The organism is Bacillus sp. FSL M7-1020 (assembly GCF_038050415.1).
Taxonomy (GTDB): Bacteria; Bacillota; Bacilli; order Bacillales; family Bacillaceae_G; genus Bacillus_A; species Bacillus_A toyonensis.
In genome coordinates this window covers 1,886,825-1,912,099 of the sequence record NZ_JBBOTW010000001.1, presented here as the reverse complement: position 1 = coordinate 1,912,099, position 25,275 = coordinate 1,886,825, and the positions used below count along the sequence as shown (strand labels likewise).

The window sequence follows — 25,275 nt, the reverse complement described above, 5'->3', positions numbered from 1 at the left end:
TGCTACCTTTCATTATAGCACTATTGAATACCATCTATAAACTTACATTTATAAATACAAATAAAAAAAATTGATGCGAATACTCACATCAATTTTTATTATTATTGTTGTTTCTCGTATACATGGTAATAATACGTATACGGATTTTTTTCATCCGTTAAACCTTTTTCTACAAAAATCTCTTTCCAATTTGTCATATCCATTTCTGGGAAGAATGTGTCTCCTTCAAATGCGTGGTGGATTTTTGTTATATATAACTTGTCTACATACGGTAAAAAGAGATCATAAATTTGCGCTCCGCCAAAAATAAAAATCTCTTCTTCATTTTTACATAGTTCAAACACTTCTTCTACAGTATGAGCTACTTCGCAGCCTTCTACATGATACCCTTCATTACGAGTTACAATAATATTACGTCTTCCAGGCAATGGTCTACCAATTGCTTCATAGTTCTTTCTCCCCATAATAAGTGGATGACCCATCGTTGTTTTCTTTACATACTGTAATTCACTCGGTAAACGCCAAGGTAAGTTATTATCTTTACCAATTACTCTATTCTCGTCCATTGCGACCATAAATGAAACAATCATCTTGTCATCTCCTCTACAATTACACTGCAACCGGTGCTTTAATCGCTGGGTGTGGATCATATCCTTCAATCGTTAAATCTTCCATCTCAAAATCAAACACAGATCTCACATCTGGATTTAATGTAAGTTTCGGGAACGGACGTGGTTCACGTGCCAATTGTTTTTCTACTTGTTCAAAATGATTCGTATAAATATGCGCATCTCCAATTGTATGAACAAATTCTCCTACTTCAAGACCACATTCATGTGCAATTAAATGTGTTAGTAGTGAATAACTTGCGATGTTAAATGGAATTCCAAGGAAGATGTCGCCACTTCTTTGATATAGCTGACAAGAAAGTTTTCCGTCCGCTACATAAAACTGGAATAGCGTATGACAAGGCGGTAATGCCATACTCGGTACGTCTTCAGGATTCCAAGCAGAAACGATTAAGCGACGTGAATCTGGCGTTTTTTTAATCATTTCAATTACATCTTTTAGTTGATCCAGTGTTTCACCAGCCGTCGTTTTCCAAGCACGCCATTGCTTGCCATATACGTCTCCTAAGTAGCCATATTTATTCGAAAAATCATCATCTTCTAAAACATTCTTTTTAAATAGGTCCATTTGCTCATCATATTGCACTTTAAATTCCTCATCTTGTTGTGAGCGAAGACCGAAATCTGTCATATCAGGCCCAGTATACTCGTCACTTTCTACCCAGCTCTTAAATGCCCATTCATTCCAAATGTTATTATTATGCTGCAATAAATAGCGAATGTTTGTATCACCTTTCATAAACCAAAGTAGTTCACTTGCTACAAGGCGAAATGGTACTCTCTTTGTGGTTAATAAAGGAAATCCTTTACTCAGATCAAAACGCATTTGATATCCAAATACAGATACAGTTCCTGTCCCTGTACGATCTTCTTTCTTCGTACCGTGCTCCATTACATGGCGGCATAAATTTAAGTATTCATATTCAGCATGTTTCATATGTAGAAAAACCTTCTTTCAATCTTATATGAAATTTATCATAACATGAAAAACAACAAATTTAATAATCTTGATAAATAAAAATTATTTTCAGTAATTCTTACAAAATTATTAACTTTCCATATTTAAAAAGGTTTTCATTTTCTATTACCGAAAGTATAGTGCGGTAGGACAAAATTTAAATTTGGAGGTTAGAATTATGTCTAAAATTGAAACTCCTGTTATGACTTCGTTACAAACTACGGTTGAAAAAATGATGAAGGATTTAAAAGTTCCTGGTGCTGCTGTAGCTGTTATAAAAGACGGTGAAGTTATTCTTTCAGAAGGTTTCGGCTATCGAAATATAGAAACAAAAGAGGCTGTTACACCGAGCACCCGGTTCGCAATCGGTTCCTCAACGAAAGCTTTTGGCACACTTTCATTAAGCTTGTTAGCACAGCAAAAAAAGTTTAATTGGGATACTCCTGTCCAGTCTTATATACCTAACTTCTCTTTATGTGAACTACTTGCTACCTCACAAGTTACAGGACGGGATTTAGCCTCTCACCGCACTGGAGTGAGTCGTCATGATGCTCTTTGGTACAGCTCTTCCTTATCTCGAAAAGATCTCGTTGAAAAAATAAAACATTTACCACTTGATGCACCGTTCCGAACAGCATTTTTATATAACAACTTAATGTATGCGACAATTAGCTGCATTGTTGAAAACATTACAAATCAAACGTGGGAGCAATACGCTACAGAACATATTTTAGAACCTTTAAATATGAGGCATACAAACTTCTCTGTTACAGATTCACAAATTACAGAGGATTATGCTTTACCTTACATTGAAAAAGACGGTGAAATAAAAGAAGTTCCATTCCGTAACATCGATACAGTTGGCGCTGCTGGGTGTATTAATTCTACAATTGAAGATATGGTAAATTGGGTACTTCTTCACTTAAACAAAGGAAAGTTTGGAGATCATGAATTAATCTCCTCTGAATTATTACAACAAATGTATACACCACACAATTCAATTCCAGATCAACCAGTTCTATCACTCCCTGAATCTCCATTAAATAGTTACGGCCTCGGTTGGTTTATTAGCGCTTATCGTGGTAACAAAGTGATTCATCATGGCGGTAATATTGATGGATTTTCGGCACTTGTTTCATTCATGCCAAAAGAAAATGTAGGTCTTGTCATTTTAACGAATGCTGGAGGCACATTACTTCCTACTTATCTTGCTAACCAAATTTATGACGAGCTACTTGAATTAGAAGGCATCGATTGGCATAAACGTGCTGTAGAAGATACTGAAAAAATGAAGGAAATGATGAAAGAAGCAACTGAATCCCTTCCTGAGCAAATTAAAGGGACTACACCTTCTCACAAATTAGAGGATTATACTGGTACTTTCGAACATCCTGCATACGGAACATTACAAGTATACAAGCGAGATGATTCATTATTTGTGCAATTCATGGAAATGGACATTCAATTAACACATCATCATTACGACGTCTTCTCTGCAAAAGTTGACTTATTCCGAATGAAAATGAGTTTATTATTCGCTTATGAAATGAGTGTGAGTGGTGAATTTCCATCCCTTCAGTTACATGTGCCAGCTACGTTAAGTACTCAGTCGCTTATATTTAAGAAAATTAAATAAGTATTTTGATGGTAAAAAATAAAGATAGGTGCGAATTACACCTATCTTTTCTATTTCATATCAATCTTATCTGATTGAAACCAAATCGGCTTCGATAACTCAAAGTTATTATGATCCTCTAAAACTATAGTAAGACGCTCTAACATATCATCTAACATATGCGGTGCTGCTCGTAATGTCCAGACAACTGATGAGAAAACTGTCATGCCGACGTACACCGCATATAATTTCCAGAACTCCTCTGGTATTCTCCTATTAAAGTATCCTTCTATTTGTCCGATTGAATACGGAATACTAATGTCTCTTGCAAATAGTGCAATTTTTACAAAATCATGAAGTGGGTCGCCCCAGTCATAACCATTAAAATCAACAACACCTACATATTTCCCATCCCGCACAATTATATTTTCTAAATGAAAATCATCCTGTTGAAATCGATTTGGGCGGTTTTGTACATACATTTCATTTTCATCTATAAACTTAATGATTTTATCATCATTTTTTATTTTTATTCCGCATGTTTTGTATGCCTCTAAATATTTTCGATGTTTTTTCATGGCTCTTTCATACCATGGAAGTATACCCTTAGGAGCTTCATATGTATGCATTTTTGCTAAATCTTTTCCTGCTTCTATACCAATATCATATTGTTCTTTTAGTGTATATGTAGGCAACAATTTTTTCGCATCTTCTCCTTCTATATACGAAAAAACACCGTAGCATAAACCTTCTTCTTCCAACAAACCCATTTCAATTGGCCTTTGTGCTTGCACACTACGTTTTTGCATTTCATTTAAAATTTGAAGCTCTATTTTCTTTCTTTCAAACTCTTTTATATCGCCTGTCCGTAACAAATACTTTTCATCTTTAATAGTCGTAATGATATATTTTTTATCAGGTGAGAAACCTTTAGAAATTTCTTCAATATTTGCTGCATCCTTTACTATTTGTATATTGTTTTGCCGTGCTGCAATTGTCTTCATGTTTATTCCCCTTACATTTCTACATTTGGTGTATACGCTACTTCTATAATAAATCCATTCGGATCGTAAAAATCAACCGTATAGTATCCGTCCGAATAATGATTCATTTCTATCGGACCACGTATTACCTTCACTTTTGTACTAGCAAGAAAATCTGCTACTTCATCAACTATTTCTCTACGAGTAGCTTGATAACAAATATGTCTAGGCCCTAAAGTCCTTACAATTTCCCCGCCCACCTCTTTAAAATATATTTCACTTTCTCCCGTACTATATGCTACTTCATTTAACTTTCTCCATCCAATTATCGAAAACAATTTATCATAAAAAGAAATAGACTCCTCTAAATTCGCGACCCAAAATTCAATATGATGAATACCTGCTCGAAGTGTATTCATATTAAGAATGTGCCCCTTGTACGACTTGTACAATTTCCATAGGCGTATGAACCATATAATCTGGTGCATCTTTTTCTACTGTTTCAATGACATCATATCCCCAAGATACCCAAATTACGTTCACACCAGCCTTTTTACACGCTGCTACATCTCGCTGTTCATCACCGACATATAACATTTCTTGCTCTGTTATTTTTTTTGATTTTAAAAACCTTTTTATCATTTTGTCTTTACCGAACAAATTTTTAGAACAATACACTTCTTGAATATTTTCGATACCATTATTATGTAAAAACGCTCGAATATGCTCTTCTGAGTTAGAGGATATGACGGCAATCCCGTAGCCTTTTTTATGTAATTCATCTAATACATCCTTCATCCCATGGAACAAAACGAGATCTTTTATAGCTGGTTGATATAATTTATAAAACTCTAACGCTAATATCGGTAGTTTATACAGTGGTACATCGAGTTTTTTACATCTCTCGGGCATCGTTAATTTACGTAAATGCTCAATTTCTTCTTCCCTTACTGTTTTATAACCATGCTTTTCAGCTATTTGATTATAGATCGGTACAAATATATTTTGTGAATCTACTAATGTGCCATCAAAGTCAAAAACAATATATTTTTGCATTTCCATACTCCCTTTTCTTCTTTTTTCCTAAACATATGTTATTCAACAACATAGTTGTCTTACCCTTTTATCAACAAAAAAAGAACAAGATTTTCTCTTGTTCTTTTTAAGAAAGCCATTTTGGCGGTACATTCGTATTCCAATAAATATTTCCTAGTTCATGATGTCCAGAGTATCCATCATCAAAACGATGATAATGGAAATTGAAATAATAACCATCTTGCGGTGGATGATCTCTTCTTACATGAAATCGTAGTAAGTCATTTCCAGATTTCGTATCGTAAACGTGAAAAATCTTTTCATTATTTCCACCAGCGGGTTTCTGAGAAATCGATAATGATTGCAACGACTCCTCTGGAACATCATTTGCAAGCTCAGCAATTGCCTCTTCAATTTTCGGTAATATTACATCTTTAAACTCATCTTCAATTACTGGACCAATTTTAGTTCCAAACTTTTGCATCGACTGCTTCTCTGCTTCTTGCATTGCATAAGTAATAAAAGTATCGGTGGTTAACCTGTCATTCGTTTCTTCATATGTATAGGACGTACTCTCCAAATTTTGTTGCCCAGCTGTACTCGTAGGCTTGTCCGCAGCTTTGGCATTATCAAGCAATATGGAAGGAGGCGTCACTAAACCAAATGTAAATACGGTAATTAATGCGACTAAGGTTTTTCTAAACCAATTTGGCATTTATGTTCCCTCCCCTTTCACTCATTATATTTTATCCCGCATTAACGGGTAAGCAAGACCCCCACCACCTCAAAATTCAGTGAAGGTAAAAAAGTTAGGCAGGGGATCAACTGCCCGTATAAGCCCGATTGGTGAAGGCTAATAATCAGTGGGGGATGAAGAACCCCCCCACTGATTAAAGTTTCACTTTATATAACGGTTGTTTCTTCTATTATACAAAATGATTGTAATTTTTGCACTTTACAATTTTGTTAACGTTCACATATTTTTCACTTGAATATGAAATTGTAAGATTTCATACAATAAAATACAACAACAATAAGGAGGCGACCAAATGACTTTAGATGTCATGTATTCCGCCGCAAGCATACTCGTTTTAGTATATTTTATTTATCAATGTGTGACAGATTAGAAAAAGAGCCATTTTCGGCTCTTTTTCTATGGTAAAAATACAATCCAACCAATCCATACTATAAAAATAATCCCGGCAATTACAGCTGGTAATAAATAAAAATGAAGAAGTATAACTATTTATATATCATTATAAAATATTTATTTTCATAGCAGGAAAAAACATTTTTTAACAGAATATTAAATGTTTGATTACATTTTATTGGAGTGAATAATATGTCTTTTCAAATTCGTGAAGCGACGATAGATGATATAGATGCACTTTGTTCTTTAACGAAAGAATTAAAAGGTTCCTCTATTTCCTATGAAGATATGAACAACCGCTTGCAATTCGTACAAATGAGTCCTTTTGATTTTTTATATGTTTATGTGGAAGAAGAAACTATATTTGGATTACTCGGGTTTCGTATACGCGAAAATTTAGAAGATGTAACTCGTTATGGAGAAATTTCAATTATTAGCGTCGATTCTACAATACGGCGGAAAGGCATTGGACAAGTGTTAATGGATTATGCAGAACAATTAGCAAAGAAGCATCATTGCATTGGAACATGGCTAGTTAGTGGAACAAAAAGAGTAGAAGCACATCCTTTTTACAAAAAATTAGGTTATGAAGTAAATGGATATCGATTTGTAAAACATTTTTAAACTACTTTTTACTTGAAGGGACTATAAATATGACAAACATTAAAGCAATTTTCATTGATCGTGACGGTACAATTGGCGGCGACACTACAATACATTACCCTGGTTCTTTTACATTATTCCCCTTTACAAAAGCAGCTCTGCAAAAAATAAAAGCTCAAAATATAAAAATTTTCTCTTTCACAAATCAACCAGGTATCGCGGATGGAATAGCGACTGTAGCTGATTTTGTACAAGAATTAAAAGATTTCGGTTTTGATGATATTTACGTTTGTCCTCACAAACATGGTGATGGTTGTGAATGCCGTAAACCAAGTACAGGCATGCTTCTAAAAGCAGCGGAAAAACATGGGCTTGATTTAACACAATGTGCTGTAGTTGGTGATCGTTGGACTGATATTGTGGCAGGTGAAAAAGTGAATGCGACAACAATATTAGTACGAACAGGCGCTGGATACGATGCTTTACATACGTACCGAGACAGGTGGGCACATATTGAGCCAAACTACATTGCAGAAAACTTTGAAGATGCAACAAACTGGATATTAAATCAACTATAATACAATTTAAAAGAGACGTTTTCATTTTGAAAACGTCTCTTTTAATCTTACATTTTTTAAAATGTTAATTCATAATGGAAATAACGATTATCTCTTAAATAACCATTTTCAGCGTATAATCGCTGTGCTGATAAATTATCAATCTCTGTTTGTAATTTTACACCTTTTGCGCCATTTTCTAATGCGAATTTTTTAGCAGCTTCTAATAATTTTTTACCTGTTCCAGTTCCGCGCTTCGCGGCTTGTACAAACAGATCATTTAAAATCCATAATTCTTTCATTGAAATGGAAGAAAATGATGGATATAGTTGCGTGAATCCAATATATTCACCGTCTTCAACTGCTACGAAAATAACGGATTCTTTTCTCTCGATACGATTTTGTAAAAATACTTTTGCACCATCTAAATCGGAATCTTGTCGGTAAAACATACGATAGTTATTAAAAACTGATGCTAGTCCATCTAAATCTGCAATTGTTGCCTCATATATTCTCATTTTACTCCATTCCCCTTCCAATACTGTCTCATTATATCCGTTACCCATTTAGGCTGTAGAATTTCTTCTTTCGGCATAAATTCTTTCATTACCGGCTTTATATCCAATATAGGGGTGCCATCAATAGCATCTAATCCCTCAACAATAATTGATTTACCGTCTCTTTTTATCACTTTTACAATTGTTACACCTAAGCGATTCGGGCGATTTTTCCCGCGCTGTGCAAAAATGCCTACTTTAGGATAATCATTATTATTTCTAGGATGTCTAGCAACATATTGAATTTGTTCATCCGTTACTTTATGAAAATAAAAAACAACTTCAATATGAGAAAATTCTTCAATCCCTTGTATACTTTCCTCTGTATACAATTCAGTTAAAGTAATACAGGATCTTACTTCTCCCCATTCGTCATCTTTTATTTCCTTTCTTTCATTATGTACAAATGCGATTGGTTGAACTGAAAACATACGCATCCCCCTTAAATGTAACCACTTACATTATAAAATATTTTCTGAATGTTTTCCACATACACGAACTAAGTTTACATAATATAATTATAATCTATTTCCTAAAGACACATTTACTGCTTCCATTGCATGTATAACAGTTGTATCAAATATCGGAACTAATACGTCTTCCCGCTTTATTAATAATCCTATTTCTGTACAACCTAAAATTATTCCCTGTGCTCCTTTTTGCACTAGCTCTTCTATGACTCTTTTATAATATTCTCTAGATTGCGATGTTATTTTTCCTAAACATAATTCTGTATAAATTATTTCATTTAATTTTTCTCTATTTTTTTCTACTGGCACTATTACTTTTATATTATTCTCTTCTATACGTGACTTATAGAAATCTTGCTCCATTGTATATTTCGTTCCAAGTAGACCAATCGTTTGAATACCTTTTCTTTTAATTTCTTTTGCAGTAGTATCAGCAATATGTAATACGGGGATGTTAATATTCTCTTTTATTTTCTCCACTACTTTATGCATTGTATTTGTGCAAATGATTATAAAATCTGCTCCTCCCTTCTGCAATGAATACGCCGCATTCCCTAATACTTCTCCTGCTCCATCCCAATCCCCGTTAGACTGGAATCGTTCAATCTCTTCAAAATCCACACTATTAATCAAACATTTTGCTGAGTGTAATCCCCCTAATCTACTTTTTATCTCTTCATTTAAAATTCGATAATATTCCGAAGTCGATTCCCAACTCATACCACCTATAAGCCCTATCGTTTTCATATATAACACACCTACCTAAACTTTTTTCTAAACTAATAACAATGTTTTATTATGTATATTATACACAATAAAACAAGACTTTAAGTTTATAATATAAAGTCTTGTTTTAACTATTTCCAAGGAAATTTTATGTGAATATTCTGAAATTAATTCCCTAATGTTTTTATAGAATCTTCATATTGATAATTAAAACATTGTCGATACAACTGTGTAATTTCATTATAAGAAGGAACTCGCGGATTATTTCCTGGGCTACCACTTTCAATTGCATCCGAGGCCATTTTTGAAATAGCATTTTCAAATTCAACCTCACCGATTCCGTATTCTTTTAAATTTGGAATACGAAGATCAAAACAAAGTTTTTTTATTTCCCTCAGCGTATAATCGGCTACTTCTTCATCACAATAGGAATACATATCTTTATTTAAACAACATCCAATTTCCGCTAGTCTTTTTGTTGCACTCACTTTTGTATATTCTAAAACTGTAGGTAATAGTATTGCATTTGATATACCATGTGGTACATGAAATAACGCCCCTACTGGTCTTGACATTCCATGAACTAATGTAACTGATGCATTTGAGAATGCAATTCCAGCTTGTAATGAAGCGATCATCATTGCTTCCCTTGCTTCCATATTACCTCCATCTTCATATGCAATACGTAAATATTTCATAATACTTTCAATAGCCGAAAGAGCAAGTACATCTGTAAGTGGTTGAGAAAATTTAGAAATATATGCTTCAATTGCATGGCATAATGCATCTATACCTGTCGCTGCCGTAATATGAGGTGGTACCGAACTTGTTAATATCGGGTCAATAATCGCTACTTGCGGGGTAAAACTCGGATGCTTCATCATCATTTTTACATCTGTTTTTTTATTCGTAATTACTGCTACACTTGTTACTTCTGACCCAGTACCTGAAGTTGTTGGAATTGCAATGAGTGGTAGTGGATCATTTTCTATTTCAACATCTTTTTGGACGTAATATTCAATTGCTCCACCATTAGTATATAACACCGCTACTGCTTTCGCAGCATCAATACAACTTCCACCACCAATACCGATAATAAAATCACACTTTCCTTCTTTACAAATCGTTAACGCTTCTAATACGTGTAAATTTGTAGGCTCAGCATTCACTTTATTATATGTAATAACAGTAATCCCTTTCTTATTTAGCTGTTTTATGCACCTTTCAACATACCCTAATTTCTCCATAATTGTATCAGTAACTATAAAAGCTCTTTTCCCAAACTTCTTTGATTGTTCCCCCAGTTTTTCAATCGAATTTCTTCCATATAGTACAGACTTCGGCATACGAAACTCAGCAACTTCTTGCAAATACTCCACCCCTTCTTACCCTTATTAATGTTTAGTTTATAAAATATCAACTAAATAAACCTTTACAATTCATATAGTATCTATTTTTAATAAATTCCTGTAATAGTATAGAATGCGATAACTAAAAACACAGCAAGCGTTTTCAAAACTGTAATAGCAAATATATCTTTATATGACTGTTTATGTGTTAAACCTGTTACTGTAAGAATAGTAATAATAGCGCCGTTATGTGGTAATGTATCCATTCCTCCTGATGCCATTGATACGATACGGTGCATAACTTCTAATGGGATATCAAATTGATTGGCTGCTGCAATAAATTTATCCCCCATCGCACTTAAAACAATCCCCATTCCTCCTGATGCAGAACCTGTAATACCGGCTAAAATATTCGTCGTTACCGCTCCATTCACTAAAGGATTTGTGAACGTTGCAGAAATGCCATCTCTCATAATTGCAAAACCTGGAAGTGCTGCAATGACACCACCGAAACCAAATTCCGCTCCAGTGTTCATTGTTGCAAGTAGTGCTCCACCTATACTTGTATTCAATCCAGCTTGAAATCCTGTTACTACCCGTTTCCAGTATAATAAAAGAGTTGTTAAAATTCCTATTATAAGTGCCAATTCTACAGACCATATTCCAACTACCGCACTCAATTCTACTTTTCCAAATGCTTTCATACCAATTGCTGAAAAGTCAAAACCGTTCGGATACCACTTCGGTATCATAATAGTAAACACTTTATTCATTACACCTACTAAAATAAGTGGTATAAAAGCAATAAGTTGTTGTACCTTCGTAATTTCTAAACTATTTAACAGCGGTATTTCTTTCTGCTCTAATTCCAAAGATGCTGCCATTTCAGTATTCCCATCGTTAAAACCAAAATACCCTTCACCTGCCGCTTTTGCCTTCTTACGCCTACTCTCTAAATATAATAAACCTAACGTGAGAACAAAAATTGCCCCTACAATACCAAGTATCGGTGCAGCATAAATATCCGTTTTAAAAAATGTTGTAGGTATTACATTTTGAATTTGTGGTGATCCAGGGAGCGCATCCATTGTAAATGTTACTGCTCCAAGGACAATTGTTCCAGGTATTAAGCGCTTTGGAATATTAGCTTGTCGAAAAAGCTTAGCTGCAAACGGAAATATAGCAAATACCACTACATATACACTAACACCACTATATGTTAAAATAGCACCCATTAAAACAATCGCTAAAATTGTACGTTTTTCTCCAACCAACTCTACAATCGTCTTTGCAATAGAGTCAGCAATTCCTGACATTTCTACTACTTTCCCAAAAATTGCTCCAAGTAAAAACACCGGGAAATATAGTTTAATAAACCCTACCATTTTCTCCATAAAAATATTAGAAAAGAAAGGTAATACAAAACTAGGTTCTGTCAAAAATACCGCAAATAATGCAAAAATTGGTGCAAATAAAATAACAGAAAACCCTCTATAGGCTACAAACATAAGTAAGCTAAGTGCTAATAATATAATAACTAGCTCCAATTATACCCCTCCTTTAAACTGAAAATTCAATCTTTTATTGATAAACTTCTACTAATCTTTCATTTCTGACATCCCTCCTCTAATTCATACAAATTTTTCATACTAAAATGTCTAATTATACATATTCGATTACATATGAAAAATCCCTTTAAACAGAAACGATTTCATCGTCATACGTTATAAAGGGATTGTTAGTCTCTATTTTTATTTTTTTATTAAACTATTTTCTATACAAAAATGGTGTAGTTCTTCTATATCCTTCGCTATATGGGTCGAACTAACTTCAATCAACTCATTTTCACTACCATAGCCATATAAAACGCCAATTGAAGCAATTCCATTATGATTTGCACCTATTATATCGTGCTTTCTATCTCCAATCATAACAACTTCCTCTTTATTAAGTCCTTCATTCTGAAGTAAAATATGTGCAATTATTTCTTCTTTTTTTATTCTTGTTCCATTTAAATTACTTCCAATGATATCTTCAAAATAATTCGTTAGTTGAAAATGCTCTATTACTTGTCTAGCAAAAATAGTAGGCTTTGAAGTAGCTATAAATAAACGATTTCCGTTATCTTTTAATTGTTTTAGGAGATTTGGAATACCCTCGTATACACTATTCTCCAACAACCCACGTTGCTTTAAATATTCCCTGAAATAAAAAACAGCTCGTTCAACTTCTCCTTCATTCATATTATATCTCTCTACGAATGATTGCTGAATAGGAGGACCAATAAATGAATCTAACTCACTTACATGTAATTCTTCAATTCCAACCTTTTCTAACGCGTACAAAACTGAATTTACAATCCCCTTTTTAGGATCCGTTACTGTTCCATCTAAATCAAATAAAAATGTTGTATACATATTTAATCCCCCACTCATCCTACTTTACATGTAATACTAAAGGTTTTTTTACTACTCTACCTCTACTATACTACCATTATTTGTTTTTTCAAAAAAATCACTTTTTCTATGTTACATAGTTTCGGTTACATTAGACGGATAGATATGATAAAGTAAGAAAGTTACAATTAATTCAATAGAAACTGGTGAAACAAATGTCAATTACGTTAATTTTTATAATGGCTTTCACAATTGTCATCCACGCAGTCGAAACTAGTTCTTATAGTATTCGATTAGCTGGTGTTCGTTTAAAAAAGATTGTCGTTGCCTTATCTGTCGTAGGAATGGTATTACTTATTTCAAGAACTTCAAATTTACTACAAGCCTTTTTAATTGGCGGGATTGTCGATGAAGCAAAACGAGATGCTTCTATTAATTTAGAGCATACTATACGACTTGTACTATTATCTGCTTCCATAGGTACATTACTTGCGATTATTCTTTATCCAACTTTGACAAAACTATTTGGATATGTCATTCAAAACTTTGAAACAGATGGTTCTTTCATTCGAATGATGAAAACAAATAACATTCAAAAATTAAAGTACACAAAAAAATATGTGCGCTTTCCAAGATTTGAAATGATTCATAGATTGCGTATCAGTGGTATTCCAAAGCGTATTATGCTTATTAACATGTTTGCTACTGCAATTTATACAGCAGGTGTTCTTTCTGCCCTTTATGCTTCTTTTCTAAATCCAGATTACGCAACAAATGCAAGTACAGCTTCTGGCCTTGTGAATGGTTTTGCTACTATTTTATTAACAGTATTGCTCGATCCACGCATTGCTCTATTAACAGAGCGTGCTTTACAATCAGAAAATGGTGCTGAATCTATGAGTAAAATGTATGGTTGGTTAATGATATCTAGACTTCTCGGTACTTTACTCGCACAACTGTTGTTCGTACCAGGTGCTTACTGGATTTTATGGATTATTGAACTGATGCATTAATTTACTAGGAAGGTGAATTTATCAATGAAGATACAAACAGAACAAGATGTAATTCGCTTAATAGAAAACGACAAATGGATGATGAACGTATTACACATAGCAAAATCACTAGAGCTACCTGATTGGTGGATTTGCGCCGGTTTTGTTCGTTCTAAACTTTGGGATACTTTGCATAACTACGAAGTAAGAACTGCTACACCGGACGTTGATGTCATCTATTTTGATCCATTACATAAAGACGAGACATATGAACAATCCGTAGAGAAAACACTAACAAATATGGATGCTTCTATACCTTGGTCGGTTAAAAATCAAGCTCGTATGCATGTGGTGAACAACATGCCACCATATTCTTCTTCTGTTGATGCTATTTCTAAATTCCCTGAAACAGCAACGGCTTTAGGGGTTACATTAGACGAAAAAAACAATGTTATATTAACAGCCCCGTGCGGTATTGAAGATGTTCTTTCATTACAAGTGAGACCAACAGCTCATTTTCTCGAATCAAAAGGACGTATACATATGTACAAAAACAGAGTTATTAAAAAGAATTGGCAAAGTAAATGGCCTAACATAACAATCACATATCCAGAAATTTAGAAAGGGTGCTTCTCATTAATAGAAGCACCCTTTTCTTCATTTCAAAAAATACATGACTGTTTCTGCGAATCTATCTGCTTCCTCATAATGAGGTGAATGACCGCTCTCTTCAAATGCAATATACTTGCCGTTTCGAGCATCTTTATTAAATATTTCAATTTGTTTTTCACACGTTACTACATCATGTTTTCCTACAAGTAATAACATTGGATTTTGTACATCTTTTATTTTGGATAATAATGATGTATGACATGCGCCTTCTAATTTTAATCTATCAAAATGAATCTTGGAGCGTTTTGAAAATATTTCCCACTCTTGATCACTGTATAAACTCTCATCTGTCCTATCTTCCTTATTATTGTAAATCTCCATTCTTTTTTCTTCTAATTCATCGCTTAATCTTATATAAGCTTCAAGCAACTCTTCGGAACTAGCATTGCTAGATGAATAAGCGATGGACTCTTCTGCTATTTCTTCTTTTCCATACTTTTTTAATAAATCCCCTGTCTTTTGTAACAAAGCTCTACTTGTTAATGCAAAATCGAAAGTTGGTCCTTCAAATATTATTTTCTCTATTGAACTTGGATATATCGATGCATATAACAATGCTACATATCCACCGAAAGAATGTCCAATTACAGACCACTTCTCAATTTGCAATACTTTTTTTAGTTCTTCACAATCTTCAATCAAATCATTTAATCCAAAAGCTTCGTCCTCAAGAATTTCTTCTGAGCGACAAACACCTCTTTGATCTATCATAATTACATATAAAGAATCTTTTAAACGTTCCGCTTGATGAAATGAAAAATCATAACAGCTCTCTCCCGGACCGCCGTGCAAGTATAATACAGGCTTACTTTTAGGGTTTCCATGTGCTTCAACATATAACTTCTTCCCTCTAATGTCCATGTATTTCCCTGCTTCTATCAAATTCGCCTTTATAATCATCACCTTCTTTTTTACTGAATATTATAACATTTTATGTTAAATAATTCCTATTACATTTAAAAAGACGATGATTATGGCAAGTGGCGCTACAAACCGAAGTAAAAATGCCCAACAAGTAAATACTTTCTTTCCGTAATTTCCACCTACAAAAAATTCTGCTTCTAGCACCTTCTTTTCCATTTTGAATGATACGAAAATACTAATAAATAGCGCTCCTAGTGGCATTAATATATTACTAGATAAAAAGTCTACCGCATCAAAAATATTCTTACCAAAAATCGTAATATCACTCCATACTCCAAATGATAACGCAGATGGTATACCTACTAAGAAAATACAGAAACCAATGATCCATGATAGTTTCGTTCTTCTTTCTTGTTCACCATTTGCTAATGCTGAAACAACCGTCTCTAGTAGAGAAAACGCCGATGTTAATGTGGCAAATGTAAATAGCGCAAGAAATACCGTTAAGAACAATCCGCCAAATGGAATTTGACTAAATACAGATGGTAATACGATAAATAGCAATCCAGGCCCTTCCGTCGGCTCCATTCCTAATGAAAATACTGCTGGAAAAATTGCAAGACCTGCAAATAAAGAAACAAATAAATTCAATCCAACAATTGTTATTGCTGATTTTGGTAAACTTTCTTTTTTATTTAAATAGGAACTATACGTAACCATGATTGATATTCCGATACTAATCGCAAAGAACGATTGGCCCATTGCGAACAAAATACTTTCTGAAGTAATCTTTGAGAAATCTGGTTGTAAGAAAAACTTCACACCTTGCATTGCATTATCCAATGTTAATGAACGAATAATAAGGGCGACAAATAAAACGAACAATGCTGGTAACATATATTTACTTGCTTTTTCAATTCCGTTTTGTACACCTTTTGATACAACCCATATCGTAATGAACATAAAAGCGAAATGTCCAGTAATAGCCCAAGCGGGATTTCCAATTGTTTCAGTAAATAATGCACCGTAATTTTGTCCCGGAGTAATAAGTTGTCCAGTTACTCCTCTAAATAAATAAATCAATACCCATCCACCTACAACACTATAAAACGAAAGTAATATAAAACACGTTCCAACGCCAAGGCGTCCAATCCAGTGCCACCCTGTATTTGGTGCAATACTTTTAAATGCGCCAACTGCTTGTTTCTGTGTACTGCGTCCAATCATAAATTCAGCTATTAATAGTGGTAGTCCAATTAACACAGTAAATAATATAAAGATTAAAAAGAATGCTCCTCCCCCGCTCTTCCCAGCGATATAAGGAAACTTCCATATTGCGCCTAATCCAATTGCTGATCCTGCTGCAGCCATTATAAATCCTAATTTCGAAGTCCATTGCTCCGTCTGTTTCATCTTATTTTCCTCCTAATTAAATCTTTTTATACAAATAATTAAATTTTACATACCTATCCGAATAAACCCTCCATTTCTTTTTCTATAAAATAAAAAATGGCTCAGCATCTCTTTATATAAAGAGACGCTAAGCCATTTACTTAACGCGGTACCACCCTTATTGATTCCATTATGAATCCACCTTAGTAGTAATCGTTTGATTACAAACCTAATATCGAAGGTTAACCGTTAAGATTTACTAAGAATGTGATTCCGTTCCACCTTACTGCTCCTAGGCGAGTTCAGGATGTCATTTGACTATGTCGCACCAACCCATAGCTCTCTGCACAAATACATGACCTTACTACTCCTATTCAACACATTTTAATATTTAGAATATATTTTCTTTTGAAATTAATATGAAGTATATCGGTTATATTTATAACTGTCAAGGTATATATTAATTTTTTTGTCGAAAAGGTTTTTTATAAACTTTCAATGTAAAAATAAAAGAACATTAAAAAAGAACCTTCGCGATAATCGCGAAGGTTCTTTTTTATGGTGTAAGACGTGTACAATCTCTCGGAAAAGCACTCGCCTCTCGTACGTTCGTTAATTCTAAAAGTTTATATACAATCCTTTCTAGCCCAATGCCGAAACCGCCATGCGGTGGACAACCGTATCGGAATGTATTTAAATAAGATTGAAATTTCTCTAGGTGTAATCCTTTTTCTTTAAAAGATGCGAGTAATAGATCATAATTATGAATACGCTGTGCACCTGACGTAATCTCTAATCCTTTATACAATAAGTCAAAAGAATCAGTAATAGTTGGATTCTCTTTATTCGGCATCGTATACATCGGTCTCGCTTCTTTCGGATAATGTGTAATGAAAACAAATTCACTATTATATGTTTCTTTCACATATTTCCCTAGTAACTTTTCACCTTCTGTATCTAAATCTCCAATCGGTGATTCTTTTCGATACTTACTTTTCAAAATCTCTTGTGCTTCTGATAATGTAATTTTCGGTATTTCAGTAATGACAGGTACTTCTATTTGTAATTGTTGTAGTTCTTTCTCACATGTTTCTCCTACTTGCTGAAACATATGTCGTAAAACATCCGTTTCTAATTGCATCACTTCATGAAAATCATCGATAAATCCAAGCTCTACGTCTAACGATATATATTCATTCAAATGACGGGAAGAGTTGTGATGTTCCGCTCTGTAAACAGGTGCAATTTCAAAAACACGTTCCAATCCTCCCGCTACCATCATTTGTTTATAAAACTGTGGTGATTGAGCTAAATAAGCTTCTTTTTGGAAATATGGAAGCTTAAAAACATTCGCTCCTCCTTCTGCCCCTTGCGAAACAATTTTCGGCGTAAATATACGTATGAAATCGTTCTCTGTTAAATAGTCACTAAAACTTTGAGCGAGTGTAGCTTTCACTTTAAATATCGCCGCGGTTCGCTCATGTCTTAACGATAATACTCGTTCATTCAATAGTTGATCTAAACCAACTTGTAATTTCTTTTTATTTAATTCAAATGGAAGTTGTTCTGCACCATTTAATACTTTCACTTCATGAGCAAGTACTTCAACCCCTAATTCTGTTTTCGAAGTCTCTACAATTTCACCAACTATTTGAACGACACTTTCTACATCAACTTTGTATCCAGCTAACTCGTTTTCTAATACACATTGAATAACTGCCGTTCGGTCCCGTAATAATAAAAAACTCACATTACCTAGATGACGAATCTTTTTTACCCACCCTTGTAAGAGTACCACTTTTCCAACATGCTCCGTACACGCTTGAGCGAGTGAACGCGTCATTATTTGATCCATTATATTTCCCTCCAATAGTTTTCATTTTATTTACGTTATTGTTGTCATCATCGTCATCCACGTTCACTCACCTCCTTTCAAAAAATACAAAAATCCGCCCCTAGAAATAGGGACGGATTTTTTCCGCGGTACCACCCAAATTGTCACAATGACCATCTTAGCCCTGATAACGGTAGGTACCGTTTGCTTTTACTAATAATCACGTTCAAAACAACACTCACAGGTGTCTTTCCATCATGCGGTATCGCAATCTTCCCAGTAACCGATTGCTCTCTGTAGACCTTTGCATCATGTACTTTTCCTGATCATCACTTTTTATATTTACAGAGTATTCTATCTCTTTATTTTATAAAACGCAAGCCTTTTTATTTAAGATTCTTCATCTACCGTTATATATGCGTATTTTTCATGTTCTATTATTATTTTCCCATTTAGATTTACACTAGTCTTTTTCACGCTCTATATACATTTCCATTTTATTACATAATTTACATGTTTCCCACGCATATTAATAGCAAAATTGTAGCGGAGGTGTACATATGAAAAAAGCAATTAGTTTCTTTCTCCTTTTGTTATGCCTAATTGTAGTAAATGAAACGTACGCATATTCACCAAAATCTTTACCAATCTCTCAACATTCTAATCAATGGCAAGTGAATATTGATGAAGTGAAAAAAACGAGTAAAAAATTGTTGCAACCTAAAAAAGGTGTATTTCAAACATATTATTTCTCTGTAAAAAATCTCGGAAAAAGCGAAGTGTATAACGTACAAGTTGAAGTCTTCCGCAACGAGCCAAATACAAAAACGAAATATGAACTCTTTTCCCTAAAGGAAAGTCGTTTAGCAAGCAACAAAACTGGATTTGAACATGCTAACTTACCTATTTCTACAAAAACAGATGAGGTTGACGTGATTATTACGTGGCAAGAACACCCTTTCCGCTCGATGCGAAACGGTCAAAAAGTTGAGTCTAGAAAATTTAAAGAGCATTTTGTTTTTAAAGAATCTAAAAAGTAAATGAGGCTGCGGATGTATTCACATTATCATTGATATTAATTTATTTACTAGTACCAGTTCTTATGTAAATTAAAAAGTCGTGGCTTATAAACGCCACGACTTTTTATATTAATTCGTACTAATTCCTCTTGCTGCCCAAATACGATCGATATCAGCAGCATGTTGTCCGCCATATAGAAGAGCATCCGCTTGCTTAATTGCTTTTGCTCCATCACGGAATTTAGCATTTGGCGTTAATGACCAATGTGATTGTAAAATAATTTTTGTTGCTACATCACGGCCAAAAGCTTGTGCCATTTCGTATTGTCCTTGAGCCCAAATTTCCCCATCATCATGTACTTCATTCGTAATATCTTTCGGATATACTTTATTCGTATCTAATCGGCGTAAGCATGTTGGATCCGAACTAGAATAAGCTGTCGCATCCCATTCTCCAACACATGCTTTTCCGTACCCTGTAGTCGACACTGCATCTTCATAAGTAGCACCTAAGAAATCACCAAATCCTTCTCCCATTGCTCCACCTTCTGGTGAGCTACCGAATCCAGGCACTTGATTGTCTTGAATTGAATGGCCGTATTCATGCGCGATAATACCAGCATCTTCTGCATCATCAACTCCGCCAGTACCGAAAGTTAAAGCTTTCGTTGATGGAGAATAGAATGAGTTATCATCCGTTGTACCATTAACATTTACTTTAATCGAACGATTATTAATATTTTTAAAGCCTAGTCCTTGAATATAGCGCTGCAATGTATCGATATGATAATACGACATAACATCTTCAAAGCTATCATTTGCACGTGTATAGTTAAATTGTAAGTTTGTAGATTTCGTCATCGCTTTTGAAGAAATCGTTACATACTCTCCAATTAAAAATCCTGTTCCATCTAAACCTTTTAACGTAACAGTCTTCAATTGGTTCGTTAGAGCTGTTGAATCTGCATCATTATTATCTTTTAATCCTACTTTACTACCACTAGATACGACCGGGTTAGGTAAAAATACTTTTCCTGACCCTTCAGCTTTTCGGTTTATATCAACCTTTTTAATTAACTTTCCATTTTCTGCATCAATGAATGTTTCCCATGCACCGAATGGATTATTAGAATGGACTACCACTTTATATACTGGAAGAGCGACACCTTCTTCTACAATATATCCGAATTCTTTTTCTGTAGGAGCCCATAAGTTTTGCTCACTCGCTTCTCCAACATACGCCATTGATTTTTGTATTGCATCTTTTTCACTAATTTTTGTCGTTACTTCTTTCACACCTGTAACAGGTTGATAATCAGAAACAGCAAGTACTCCTTTTCCCTCTCCGTTAAGAGTAACCGTAATTTGTTTTGAAAATACAGGCGCGCCATTTACTACTTGTTGGAACCTAACATATGAAGCTACTGACGTTTCTGTTGTAGAAATATATTGCAAGTCTGAAAGATCGGGCTTTAATCCATACTGATTGGCATTCCCTTTTAAATATTCAACTGCTTTTTTCTGTGGTGAATAAGCTTCTACCTTTACTTGCTTCTTTTCCAATGCGGAAACTGTAGAAATCGTCCCCATTACTAATGGTACAGTCATTGCCATTGCCACCATTTTTTTGTTTAACATAAAACCACTCCCCCTAATAAATTGTGAAACCTTTACCCCATTCCTATAAGGCTATTACTGTCGACAAGTAACGAAATAAAGTGAATCTACGAGTAATTCTATACGAGCAATTCTATTACCTTTACATTTTGGGTAAGTGAAATTTTCTCAATATTTATGTGTAAAACGAAAACAATACTTTAGAAATATATTTCTTTATCAATTCTTTCAACCTTATACTTTTAAAATATGAAGAAAGAAATGTTCCAGTCCCTATCGAGTGGATTATGAGGAAATCATCCGGTTAATCTCCCTTCATACAAAAAAGGAAGTTGGAATGATTCCAACTTCCTTTTTTCATTAATTAGCCTCGCTTAACTTAATTCGGAGTTTTGTCTCCCCTAAGGAAAGCTCGTCGTCTTCATTCGTTAAGTGGCCAAATGTAAATTGCTTGACGAGTAAGTTTTCTTCCAATAGATGTTTATGATTCGTTAACGTTTGCTGTAGTTCTTCCTCTGCATCAAGAATCACATCAACTCGTAAGTTAACTGGTAAATTCAACTGCTTACGATATTCTTGAACCGCACGAATGAATTCACGAGCTACTCCTTCTTGTAACAGTTCTTCCGTTACATTCGTATCTAACATAACCGTATATTGTCCGTTAGTCGTATTAGAGAATCCTGATTTTGCAACTTTCTCAACTAACACATCTTCAGCGGTTACAACCACTTCTTCTCCTGATGTTGCTTCGTAAACTGCTCTTTCTGTTGATACAAATTTTTGTACTTCTTCTTGTGATAATTGTTTTAACCAGCCGTTTACTGCATTCACATTTTTACCGAACTTCGGCCCTGCTGTTTTAAAATTGAGCTTCAATTGATATGATGTATATTTCGTTTCATCCAGTTCAACATGGAATGCTTTCACATTTAGCTCATCCATTACAATATCGCGATAAGATTCCCAATCGATATCATTCTCTTTATGCTCAAGTAATACAAGCTCAGCTAACGGCTGTTTTACTTTTAAAGAATGCTGATTACGGTTACTTCTTCCAAGTTCGACAACTTGTAAAACAGCATCCATTTCCGCTTCTAATTTCGGCTGAAGTAGTGATTCATTTACAACTGGATAATCCGCTAAATGAACGCTACTTCCTTCTAAATTCAGATGAATGTCTTCCGCGACAAACGGTGTAAATGGTGCAATTAATTTACTAATTGTTACAAGCACTTCATGAAGTGTCTCATAGGCAGATGCTTTTTCAGCGTTCATACCAGATTCCCAGAAACGATTACGTGAGCGTCTTACATACCAGTTACTCACTTCATCTACAAGTGCTGCAATTTCACGAGCTGCATTCGTAAATTGATACTCATCAAGTGCTGTTCTCACTTTTTTCGTTGTACTATGCAATCTTGATAATACCCATTCGTCTAATTTCGTAAGCTTTACGTCATACGTTTCTTTCGGATTATACTCATCTAAATTTGCATATAAAACGTAGAAGCTATACACATTGACTAATGTATCTACAAATTTAGATTTCGCTTCCAGTACTGTTCTTTCAGAAAAACGCTTCGCATTCCACGGGGCACTATCAACGAGTAAAGCCCATCTTAGCGCATCTGCACCAAACTTCTCTACTAAATCAACTGGATCTAGTGCATTGCCTTTACTTTTAGACATTTTTTGTCCTTCTTCATCTAAAACATGCCCTAGTGATAACACTCGTTTATACGGCACTTTGCCTGTATATAGTGCTGATACTGCTAATAAACTATAAAACCAGCCGCGTGTTTGATCAATTCCTTCTGCAATAACATCCGCTGGAAACTGCTCTTCAAATAAATCTTTATTTTCAAATGGGTAATGATATTGTGCAAATGGCATAGAACCACTATCAAACCAAACATCGATTACTTCTGGTGTGCGATTCATTGTGCCTCCGCATTTCCCGCAGCAGACTTGCACTTCATCTACATACGGCTTATGCAATTCTAAATCTTCAGGTGTTTCTTTCTTACTATGCTTTCTTAATTCAGCAATGCTTTTCGGTGCGAACTGATGATCGCAACTTTCGCATTCCCATACGTTTAATGGTGTTCCCCAATATCTATTTCGGCTAATATTCCAGTCAACCATATTTTCTAAAAACTTACCAAAACGTCCATGTTTCATATGATCCGGATACCAAGTAACAGAATCATTATTTTTTAAAAATGTATCTTTAATTGCAGTTGTTCGGATTAACCAACTTTCTCCTGCATAATAAAGAAGTGGTGAATCACAACGCCAGCAATGCGGATAACTATGTTCATATTTTTCTTTATGATATAGCAAACCTTCCTTCGCCAAATAACGAACGATATCAACGTCACAATCTTTTACAAATTTACCTTTCAAAAATGGTACTGCATCTGTATACTCACCTTTTCCATCTACAACATGTAGGAACGACAATCCTTCACTTTGAACAACTCTATAATCATCTTCCCCATATGCTGGAGCAATATGAACGAGTCCAGTACCACTATCTGCCGTTACAAAATCCGCTGCAATAACACGGTAACCATTTGTCACTTCTTTCATTGGAAATGGTGCTGTGTAAAATGTATTTACTAATTCTTCACCTTTATGAACAGATAATACTTCATAGTTTTCTTTTAATACTTCTTGTACACGTTCTTTCGCAACAATGTATACATGACCTTCTTGTTTCGCTTTAACGTATTCCATATTTGAATGTACAGCAAGTGCAACATTTGCTGGAAGTGTCCATGGTGTTGTCGTCCAACCTAAGAAATACTCATTTTCACTATTTTCCACTTTAAACTTAACTGTTGCACTTAAATCTTTTACTGTTTTATACCCTTGTGCAACTTCATGTGAACTGAGAGAGGTTTGACAGCTTGGGCAGTACGGTGAAACTCTATGCCCTTTATATAACAAGCCTTTTTCATGAATCGTCCCTAAAATATGCCATACACTTTCGATATATGGATTTTCTAAAGTAACGTATGGATCATCCATATCTACCCAATAACCGATACTTTCAGTGAACTCACGCCACTGCTTTTCATATGTGAATACACTCTCTTTACACTTCTTAATAAATGGCTCAATTCCGTACTCTTCGATTTCATGTTTACCAGAAATACCAAGTTGCTTCTCAACACCTAATTCTACAGGTAAACCGTGTGTATCCCATCCTGCTTTTCTTACTACTTTAAAACCGGCCATCGTTTTATATCTTGCTACTAAATCTTTAATTGCCCGACCAAGTGCATGGCCGACGTGTGGTAAACCGTTCGCCGTTGGTGGTCCTTCATAAAACACAAACGATTGCGCGCCTTCTCGATTCTGAATTGATTGTTCAAAAATGCTCTGTTCGTTCCACTGCTTACGAATACGTGTTTCTCTCCCTACAGCTGACTCTTTTACATCTACTTTCTTCATCTACAATCACTCCTTTGAATGTTTTAAAAGCACACAAAAAACCCGCCCCTATGAAGTAGGGACGGGTTTACCCGCGTTACCACCCTAATTCTATTAGCTTTTCACTAATAGCGCTTAGCAACGTACTAACATACGCGTTCTTTGTAACGGTAGACATCCGTCCGGGCCTACTTACTTTCAGCCTCGGCTCCTCGGAGATGATTTTCAAATAACGTCTGAACACCGGCTTTCAGCACTTTACCGGCTCTCTGGGGAACAGTTCATTATTTTACTCTTTCTCGTCTTCAGATTTGTATACTTTGTTAAAAGCTATTTTATGCCATTTAACAATAAATTGTCAACTAATTCAAAATATATTTTTATTTATATCCTTTTTTCACTACTTATATACATAT

At 34.7% G+C, this 25,275-nt stretch carries 23 protein-coding genes and 3 other annotated features; of the genes, 6 read left to right on the top strand and 17 right to left on the bottom strand.

Features of this window, described 5'->3' with window-relative positions; all coding sequences use genetic code 11:
• Positions 1 to 101: 101 nt before the first annotated feature.
• Both MHB70_RS09820 and MHB70_RS09815 read right to left on the bottom strand, forming a co-directional pair.
• Positions 102 to 590 (bottom strand): dihydrofolate reductase, encoded by a 489-nt coding sequence (locus tag MHB70_RS09820; protein WP_000637202.1) that lies wholly within the window; start codon positions 588 to 590, stop codon positions 102 to 104.
• Positions 591 to 609: 19 nt separating this feature from the next.
• A complete protein-coding gene (locus MHB70_RS09815) occupies positions 610 to 1,566 on the bottom strand; it encodes a thymidylate synthase (RefSeq protein ID WP_000679622.1) in 957 nt (318 codons plus the stop codon).
• A gap of 199 nt (positions 1,567 to 1,765) precedes the next feature.
• On the opposite strand from MHB70_RS09815, the gene MHB70_RS09810 reads away from it, so the two are divergent.
• Positions 1,766 to 3,223: a serine hydrolase gene (locus MHB70_RS09810; protein ID WP_000034328.1), complete on the top strand. Its 1,458-nt coding sequence runs from the start codon at positions 1,766 to 1,768 to the stop codon at positions 3,221 to 3,223.
• 50 nt (positions 3,224 to 3,273) lie between these two features.
• Here the strand turns inward: MHB70_RS09810 and MHB70_RS09805 are convergent, their stop codons facing one another.
• The 4 genes from MHB70_RS09805 to MHB70_RS09790 form a co-directional block, all read right to left on the bottom strand.
• Entirely contained in the window at positions 3,274 to 4,206 is a 933-nt protein-coding gene (locus tag MHB70_RS09805; protein WP_061529934.1) for an aminoglycoside phosphotransferase family protein, read from the bottom strand.
• Between the two features lie 11 nt (positions 4,207 to 4,217).
• Entirely contained in the window at positions 4,218 to 4,604 is a 387-nt protein-coding gene (locus MHB70_RS09800) for a VOC family protein (RefSeq protein ID WP_001094654.1), read from the bottom strand.
• Position 4,605: 1 nt separating this feature from the next.
• Positions 4,606 to 5,241, bottom strand: a complete 636-nt coding sequence (locus MHB70_RS09795) for an HAD family hydrolase (RefSeq protein ID WP_001174982.1) — start codon at positions 5,239 to 5,241, stop codon at positions 4,606 to 4,608.
• Positions 5,242 to 5,347: 106 nt separating this feature from the next.
• Positions 5,348 to 5,935, bottom strand: coding sequence for a YpjP family protein (locus MHB70_RS09790; RefSeq protein WP_001134417.1), 588 nt, complete (start codon positions 5,933 to 5,935; stop codon positions 5,348 to 5,350).
• A gap of 627 nt (positions 5,936 to 6,562) precedes the next feature.
• Between MHB70_RS09790 and MHB70_RS09785 the strand changes: the two genes are divergently transcribed.
• Complete coding sequence (locus MHB70_RS09785) at positions 6,563 to 6,994, top strand: GNAT family N-acetyltransferase (RefSeq protein ID WP_000009785.1); 432 nt, start codon at positions 6,563 to 6,565, stop codon at positions 6,992 to 6,994.
• Positions 6,995 to 7,023: 29 nt separating this feature from the next.
• On the top strand, positions 7,024 to 7,551 hold the full coding sequence (locus MHB70_RS09780; RefSeq protein ID WP_000181774.1) for an HAD-IIIA family hydrolase: 528 nt from the start codon (positions 7,024 to 7,026) through the stop codon (positions 7,549 to 7,551).
• 56 nt (positions 7,552 to 7,607) lie between these two features.
• Here MHB70_RS09780 and MHB70_RS09775 read toward each other — a convergent pair whose 3' ends face one another.
• The 6 genes from MHB70_RS09775 to MHB70_RS09750 form a co-directional block, all read right to left on the bottom strand.
• A complete protein-coding gene (locus MHB70_RS09775; RefSeq protein ID WP_001223858.1) occupies positions 7,608 to 8,048 on the bottom strand; it encodes a GNAT family N-acetyltransferase in 441 nt (146 codons plus the stop codon).
• A complete protein-coding gene (locus MHB70_RS09770; RefSeq protein WP_000493241.1) occupies positions 8,045 to 8,518 on the bottom strand; it encodes an SAM-dependent methyltransferase in 474 nt (157 codons plus the stop codon). The genes MHB70_RS09775 and MHB70_RS09770 overlap by 4 nt, the downstream gene beginning before the upstream one ends.
• An 87-nt stretch (positions 8,519 to 8,605) precedes the next feature.
• Positions 8,606 to 9,304 (bottom strand): aspartate/glutamate racemase family protein, encoded by a 699-nt coding sequence (locus tag MHB70_RS09765; RefSeq protein ID WP_061529933.1) that lies wholly within the window; start codon positions 9,302 to 9,304, stop codon positions 8,606 to 8,608.
• Positions 9,305 to 9,450: 146 nt separating this feature from the next.
• On the bottom strand, positions 9,451 to 10,653 hold the full coding sequence (locus MHB70_RS09760) for an iron-containing alcohol dehydrogenase (protein WP_061529932.1): 1,203 nt from the start codon (positions 10,651 to 10,653) through the stop codon (positions 9,451 to 9,453).
• Between the two features lie 86 nt (positions 10,654 to 10,739).
• The gene (locus tag MHB70_RS09755) at positions 10,740 to 12,179 is read right to left on the bottom strand and encodes a GntP family permease (protein WP_000424321.1); all 1,440 of its coding nucleotides are present in this window, start codon (positions 12,177 to 12,179) and stop codon (positions 10,740 to 10,742) included.
• A 204-nt stretch (positions 12,180 to 12,383) separates the two neighbouring features.
• Positions 12,384 to 13,049, bottom strand: coding sequence for an HAD family hydrolase (locus MHB70_RS09750; protein ID WP_000288768.1), 666 nt, complete (start codon positions 13,047 to 13,049; stop codon positions 12,384 to 12,386).
• A gap of 194 nt (positions 13,050 to 13,243) precedes the next feature.
• Between MHB70_RS09750 and MHB70_RS09745 the strand changes: the two genes are divergently transcribed.
• Together MHB70_RS09745 and MHB70_RS09740 are read left to right on the top strand one after the other, a co-directional pair.
• Positions 13,244 to 14,041, top strand: a complete 798-nt coding sequence (locus MHB70_RS09745) for a lipid II flippase family protein (protein ID WP_061529931.1) — start codon at positions 13,244 to 13,246, stop codon at positions 14,039 to 14,041.
• A 24-nt stretch (positions 14,042 to 14,065) separates the two neighbouring features.
• Positions 14,066 to 14,641: a nucleotidyltransferase family protein gene (locus tag MHB70_RS09740; RefSeq protein WP_000701725.1), complete on the top strand. Its 576-nt coding sequence runs from the start codon at positions 14,066 to 14,068 to the stop codon at positions 14,639 to 14,641.
• 36 nt (positions 14,642 to 14,677) lie between these two features.
• Here MHB70_RS09740 and MHB70_RS09735 read toward each other — a convergent pair whose 3' ends face one another.
• From MHB70_RS09735 to aspS, 3 genes are all read right to left on the bottom strand, one after another.
• Positions 14,678 to 15,592, bottom strand: coding sequence for an alpha/beta fold hydrolase (locus MHB70_RS09735; RefSeq protein ID WP_000584213.1), 915 nt, complete (start codon positions 15,590 to 15,592; stop codon positions 14,678 to 14,680).
• A gap of 36 nt (positions 15,593 to 15,628) precedes the next feature.
• Positions 15,629 to 16,969 carry a sodium-dependent transporter gene (locus tag MHB70_RS09730; protein ID WP_000814552.1) on the bottom strand — a complete coding sequence of 447 codons (1,341 nt, stop codon included), beginning with the start codon at positions 16,967 to 16,969 and terminating at the stop codon, positions 15,629 to 15,631.
• 117 nt (positions 16,970 to 17,086) lie between these two features.
• Positions 17,087 to 17,335: a binding site (T-box leader), on the bottom strand.
• 169 nt (positions 17,336 to 17,504) lie between these two features.
• Positions 17,505 to 18,803, bottom strand: coding sequence for an aspartate--tRNA(Asn) ligase (gene aspS / locus MHB70_RS09725; protein WP_000372098.1), 1,299 nt, complete (start codon positions 18,801 to 18,803; stop codon positions 17,505 to 17,507).
• 105 nt (positions 18,804 to 18,908) lie between these two features.
• Positions 18,909 to 19,121, bottom strand: a binding site (T-box leader).
• 221 nt (positions 19,122 to 19,342) lie between these two features.
• Between aspS and MHB70_RS09720 the strand changes: the two genes are divergently transcribed.
• Positions 19,343 to 19,822, top strand: a complete 480-nt coding sequence (locus tag MHB70_RS09720) for a hypothetical protein (RefSeq protein ID WP_000709315.1) — start codon at positions 19,343 to 19,345, stop codon at positions 19,820 to 19,822.
• 108 nt (positions 19,823 to 19,930) lie between these two features.
• Here MHB70_RS09720 and MHB70_RS09715 read toward each other — a convergent pair whose 3' ends face one another.
• Both MHB70_RS09715 and ileS read right to left on the bottom strand, forming a co-directional pair.
• Positions 19,931 to 21,439 carry a M36 family metallopeptidase gene (locus MHB70_RS09715; RefSeq protein ID WP_000932729.1) on the bottom strand — a complete coding sequence of 503 codons (1,509 nt, stop codon included), beginning with the start codon at positions 21,437 to 21,439 and terminating at the stop codon, positions 19,931 to 19,933.
• Between the two features lie 339 nt (positions 21,440 to 21,778).
• Entirely contained in the window at positions 21,779 to 24,880 is a 3,102-nt protein-coding gene (ileS, locus tag MHB70_RS09710; protein WP_000754889.1) for an isoleucine--tRNA ligase, read from the bottom strand.
• A gap of 54 nt (positions 24,881 to 24,934) precedes the next feature.
• Positions 24,935 to 25,174: a binding site (T-box leader), on the bottom strand.
• Positions 25,175 to 25,275 lie beyond the last annotated feature (101 nt).

Excerpts from the sequence above, each read along its gene's own strand:
- MHB70_RS09715 (WP_000932729.1), bottom strand. The coding sequence starts at position 21,439 with ATGTTAAACAAAAAAATGGTGGCAATGGCAATGACTGTACCATTAGTA.
- ileS (WP_000754889.1), bottom strand. The coding sequence starts at position 24,880 with ATGAAGAAAGTAGATGTAAAAGAGTCAGCTGTAGGGAGAGAAACACGT.
- MHB70_RS09750 (WP_000288768.1), bottom strand. The coding sequence starts at position 13,049 with ATGTATACAACATTTTTATTTGATTTAGATGGAACAGTAACGGATCCT.
- MHB70_RS09780 (WP_000181774.1), top strand. The coding sequence starts at position 7,024 with ATGACAAACATTAAAGCAATTTTCATTGATCGTGACGGTACAATTGGC.
- MHB70_RS09790 (WP_001134417.1), bottom strand. The coding sequence starts at position 5,935 with ATGCCAAATTGGTTTAGAAAAACCTTAGTCGCATTAATTACCGTATTT.
- MHB70_RS09745 (WP_061529931.1), top strand. The coding sequence starts at position 13,244 with ATGTCAATTACGTTAATTTTTATAATGGCTTTCACAATTGTCATCCAC.
- MHB70_RS09765 (WP_061529933.1), bottom strand. The coding sequence starts at position 9,304 with ATGAAAACGATAGGGCTTATAGGTGGTATGAGTTGGGAATCGACTTCG.
- MHB70_RS09775 (WP_001223858.1), bottom strand. The coding sequence starts at position 8,048 with ATGAGAATATATGAGGCAACAATTGCAGATTTAGATGGACTAGCATCA.
- MHB70_RS09720 (WP_000709315.1), top strand. The coding sequence starts at position 19,343 with ATGAAAAAAGCAATTAGTTTCTTTCTCCTTTTGTTATGCCTAATTGTA.
- aspS (WP_000372098.1), bottom strand. The coding sequence starts at position 18,803 with ATGGATCAAATAATGACGCGTTCACTCGCTCAAGCGTGTACGGAGCAT.
- MHB70_RS09735 (WP_000584213.1), bottom strand. The coding sequence starts at position 15,592 with ATGATTATAAAGGCGAATTTGATAGAAGCAGGGAAATACATGGACATT.
- MHB70_RS09810 (WP_000034328.1), top strand. The coding sequence starts at position 1,766 with ATGTCTAAAATTGAAACTCCTGTTATGACTTCGTTACAAACTACGGTT.
- MHB70_RS09820 (WP_000637202.1), bottom strand. The coding sequence starts at position 590 with ATGATTGTTTCATTTATGGTCGCAATGGACGAGAATAGAGTAATTGGT.
- MHB70_RS09770 (WP_000493241.1), bottom strand. The coding sequence starts at position 8,518 with ATGTTTTCAGTTCAACCAATCGCATTTGTACATAATGAAAGAAAGGAA.
- MHB70_RS09815 (WP_000679622.1), bottom strand. The coding sequence starts at position 1,566 with ATGAAACATGCTGAATATGAATACTTAAATTTATGCCGCCATGTAATG.
- MHB70_RS09795 (WP_001174982.1), bottom strand. The coding sequence starts at position 5,241 with ATGCAAAAATATATTGTTTTTGACTTTGATGGCACATTAGTAGATTCA.
- MHB70_RS09805 (WP_061529934.1), bottom strand. The coding sequence starts at position 4,206 with ATGAAGACAATTGCAGCACGGCAAAACAATATACAAATAGTAAAGGAT.
- MHB70_RS09800 (WP_001094654.1), bottom strand. The coding sequence starts at position 4,604 with ATGAATACACTTCGAGCAGGTATTCATCATATTGAATTTTGGGTCGCG.
- MHB70_RS09785 (WP_000009785.1), top strand. The coding sequence starts at position 6,563 with ATGTCTTTTCAAATTCGTGAAGCGACGATAGATGATATAGATGCACTT.
- MHB70_RS09730 (WP_000814552.1), bottom strand. The coding sequence starts at position 16,969 with ATGAAACAGACGGAGCAATGGACTTCGAAATTAGGATTTATAATGGCT.
- MHB70_RS09740 (WP_000701725.1), top strand. The coding sequence starts at position 14,066 with ATGAAGATACAAACAGAACAAGATGTAATTCGCTTAATAGAAAACGAC.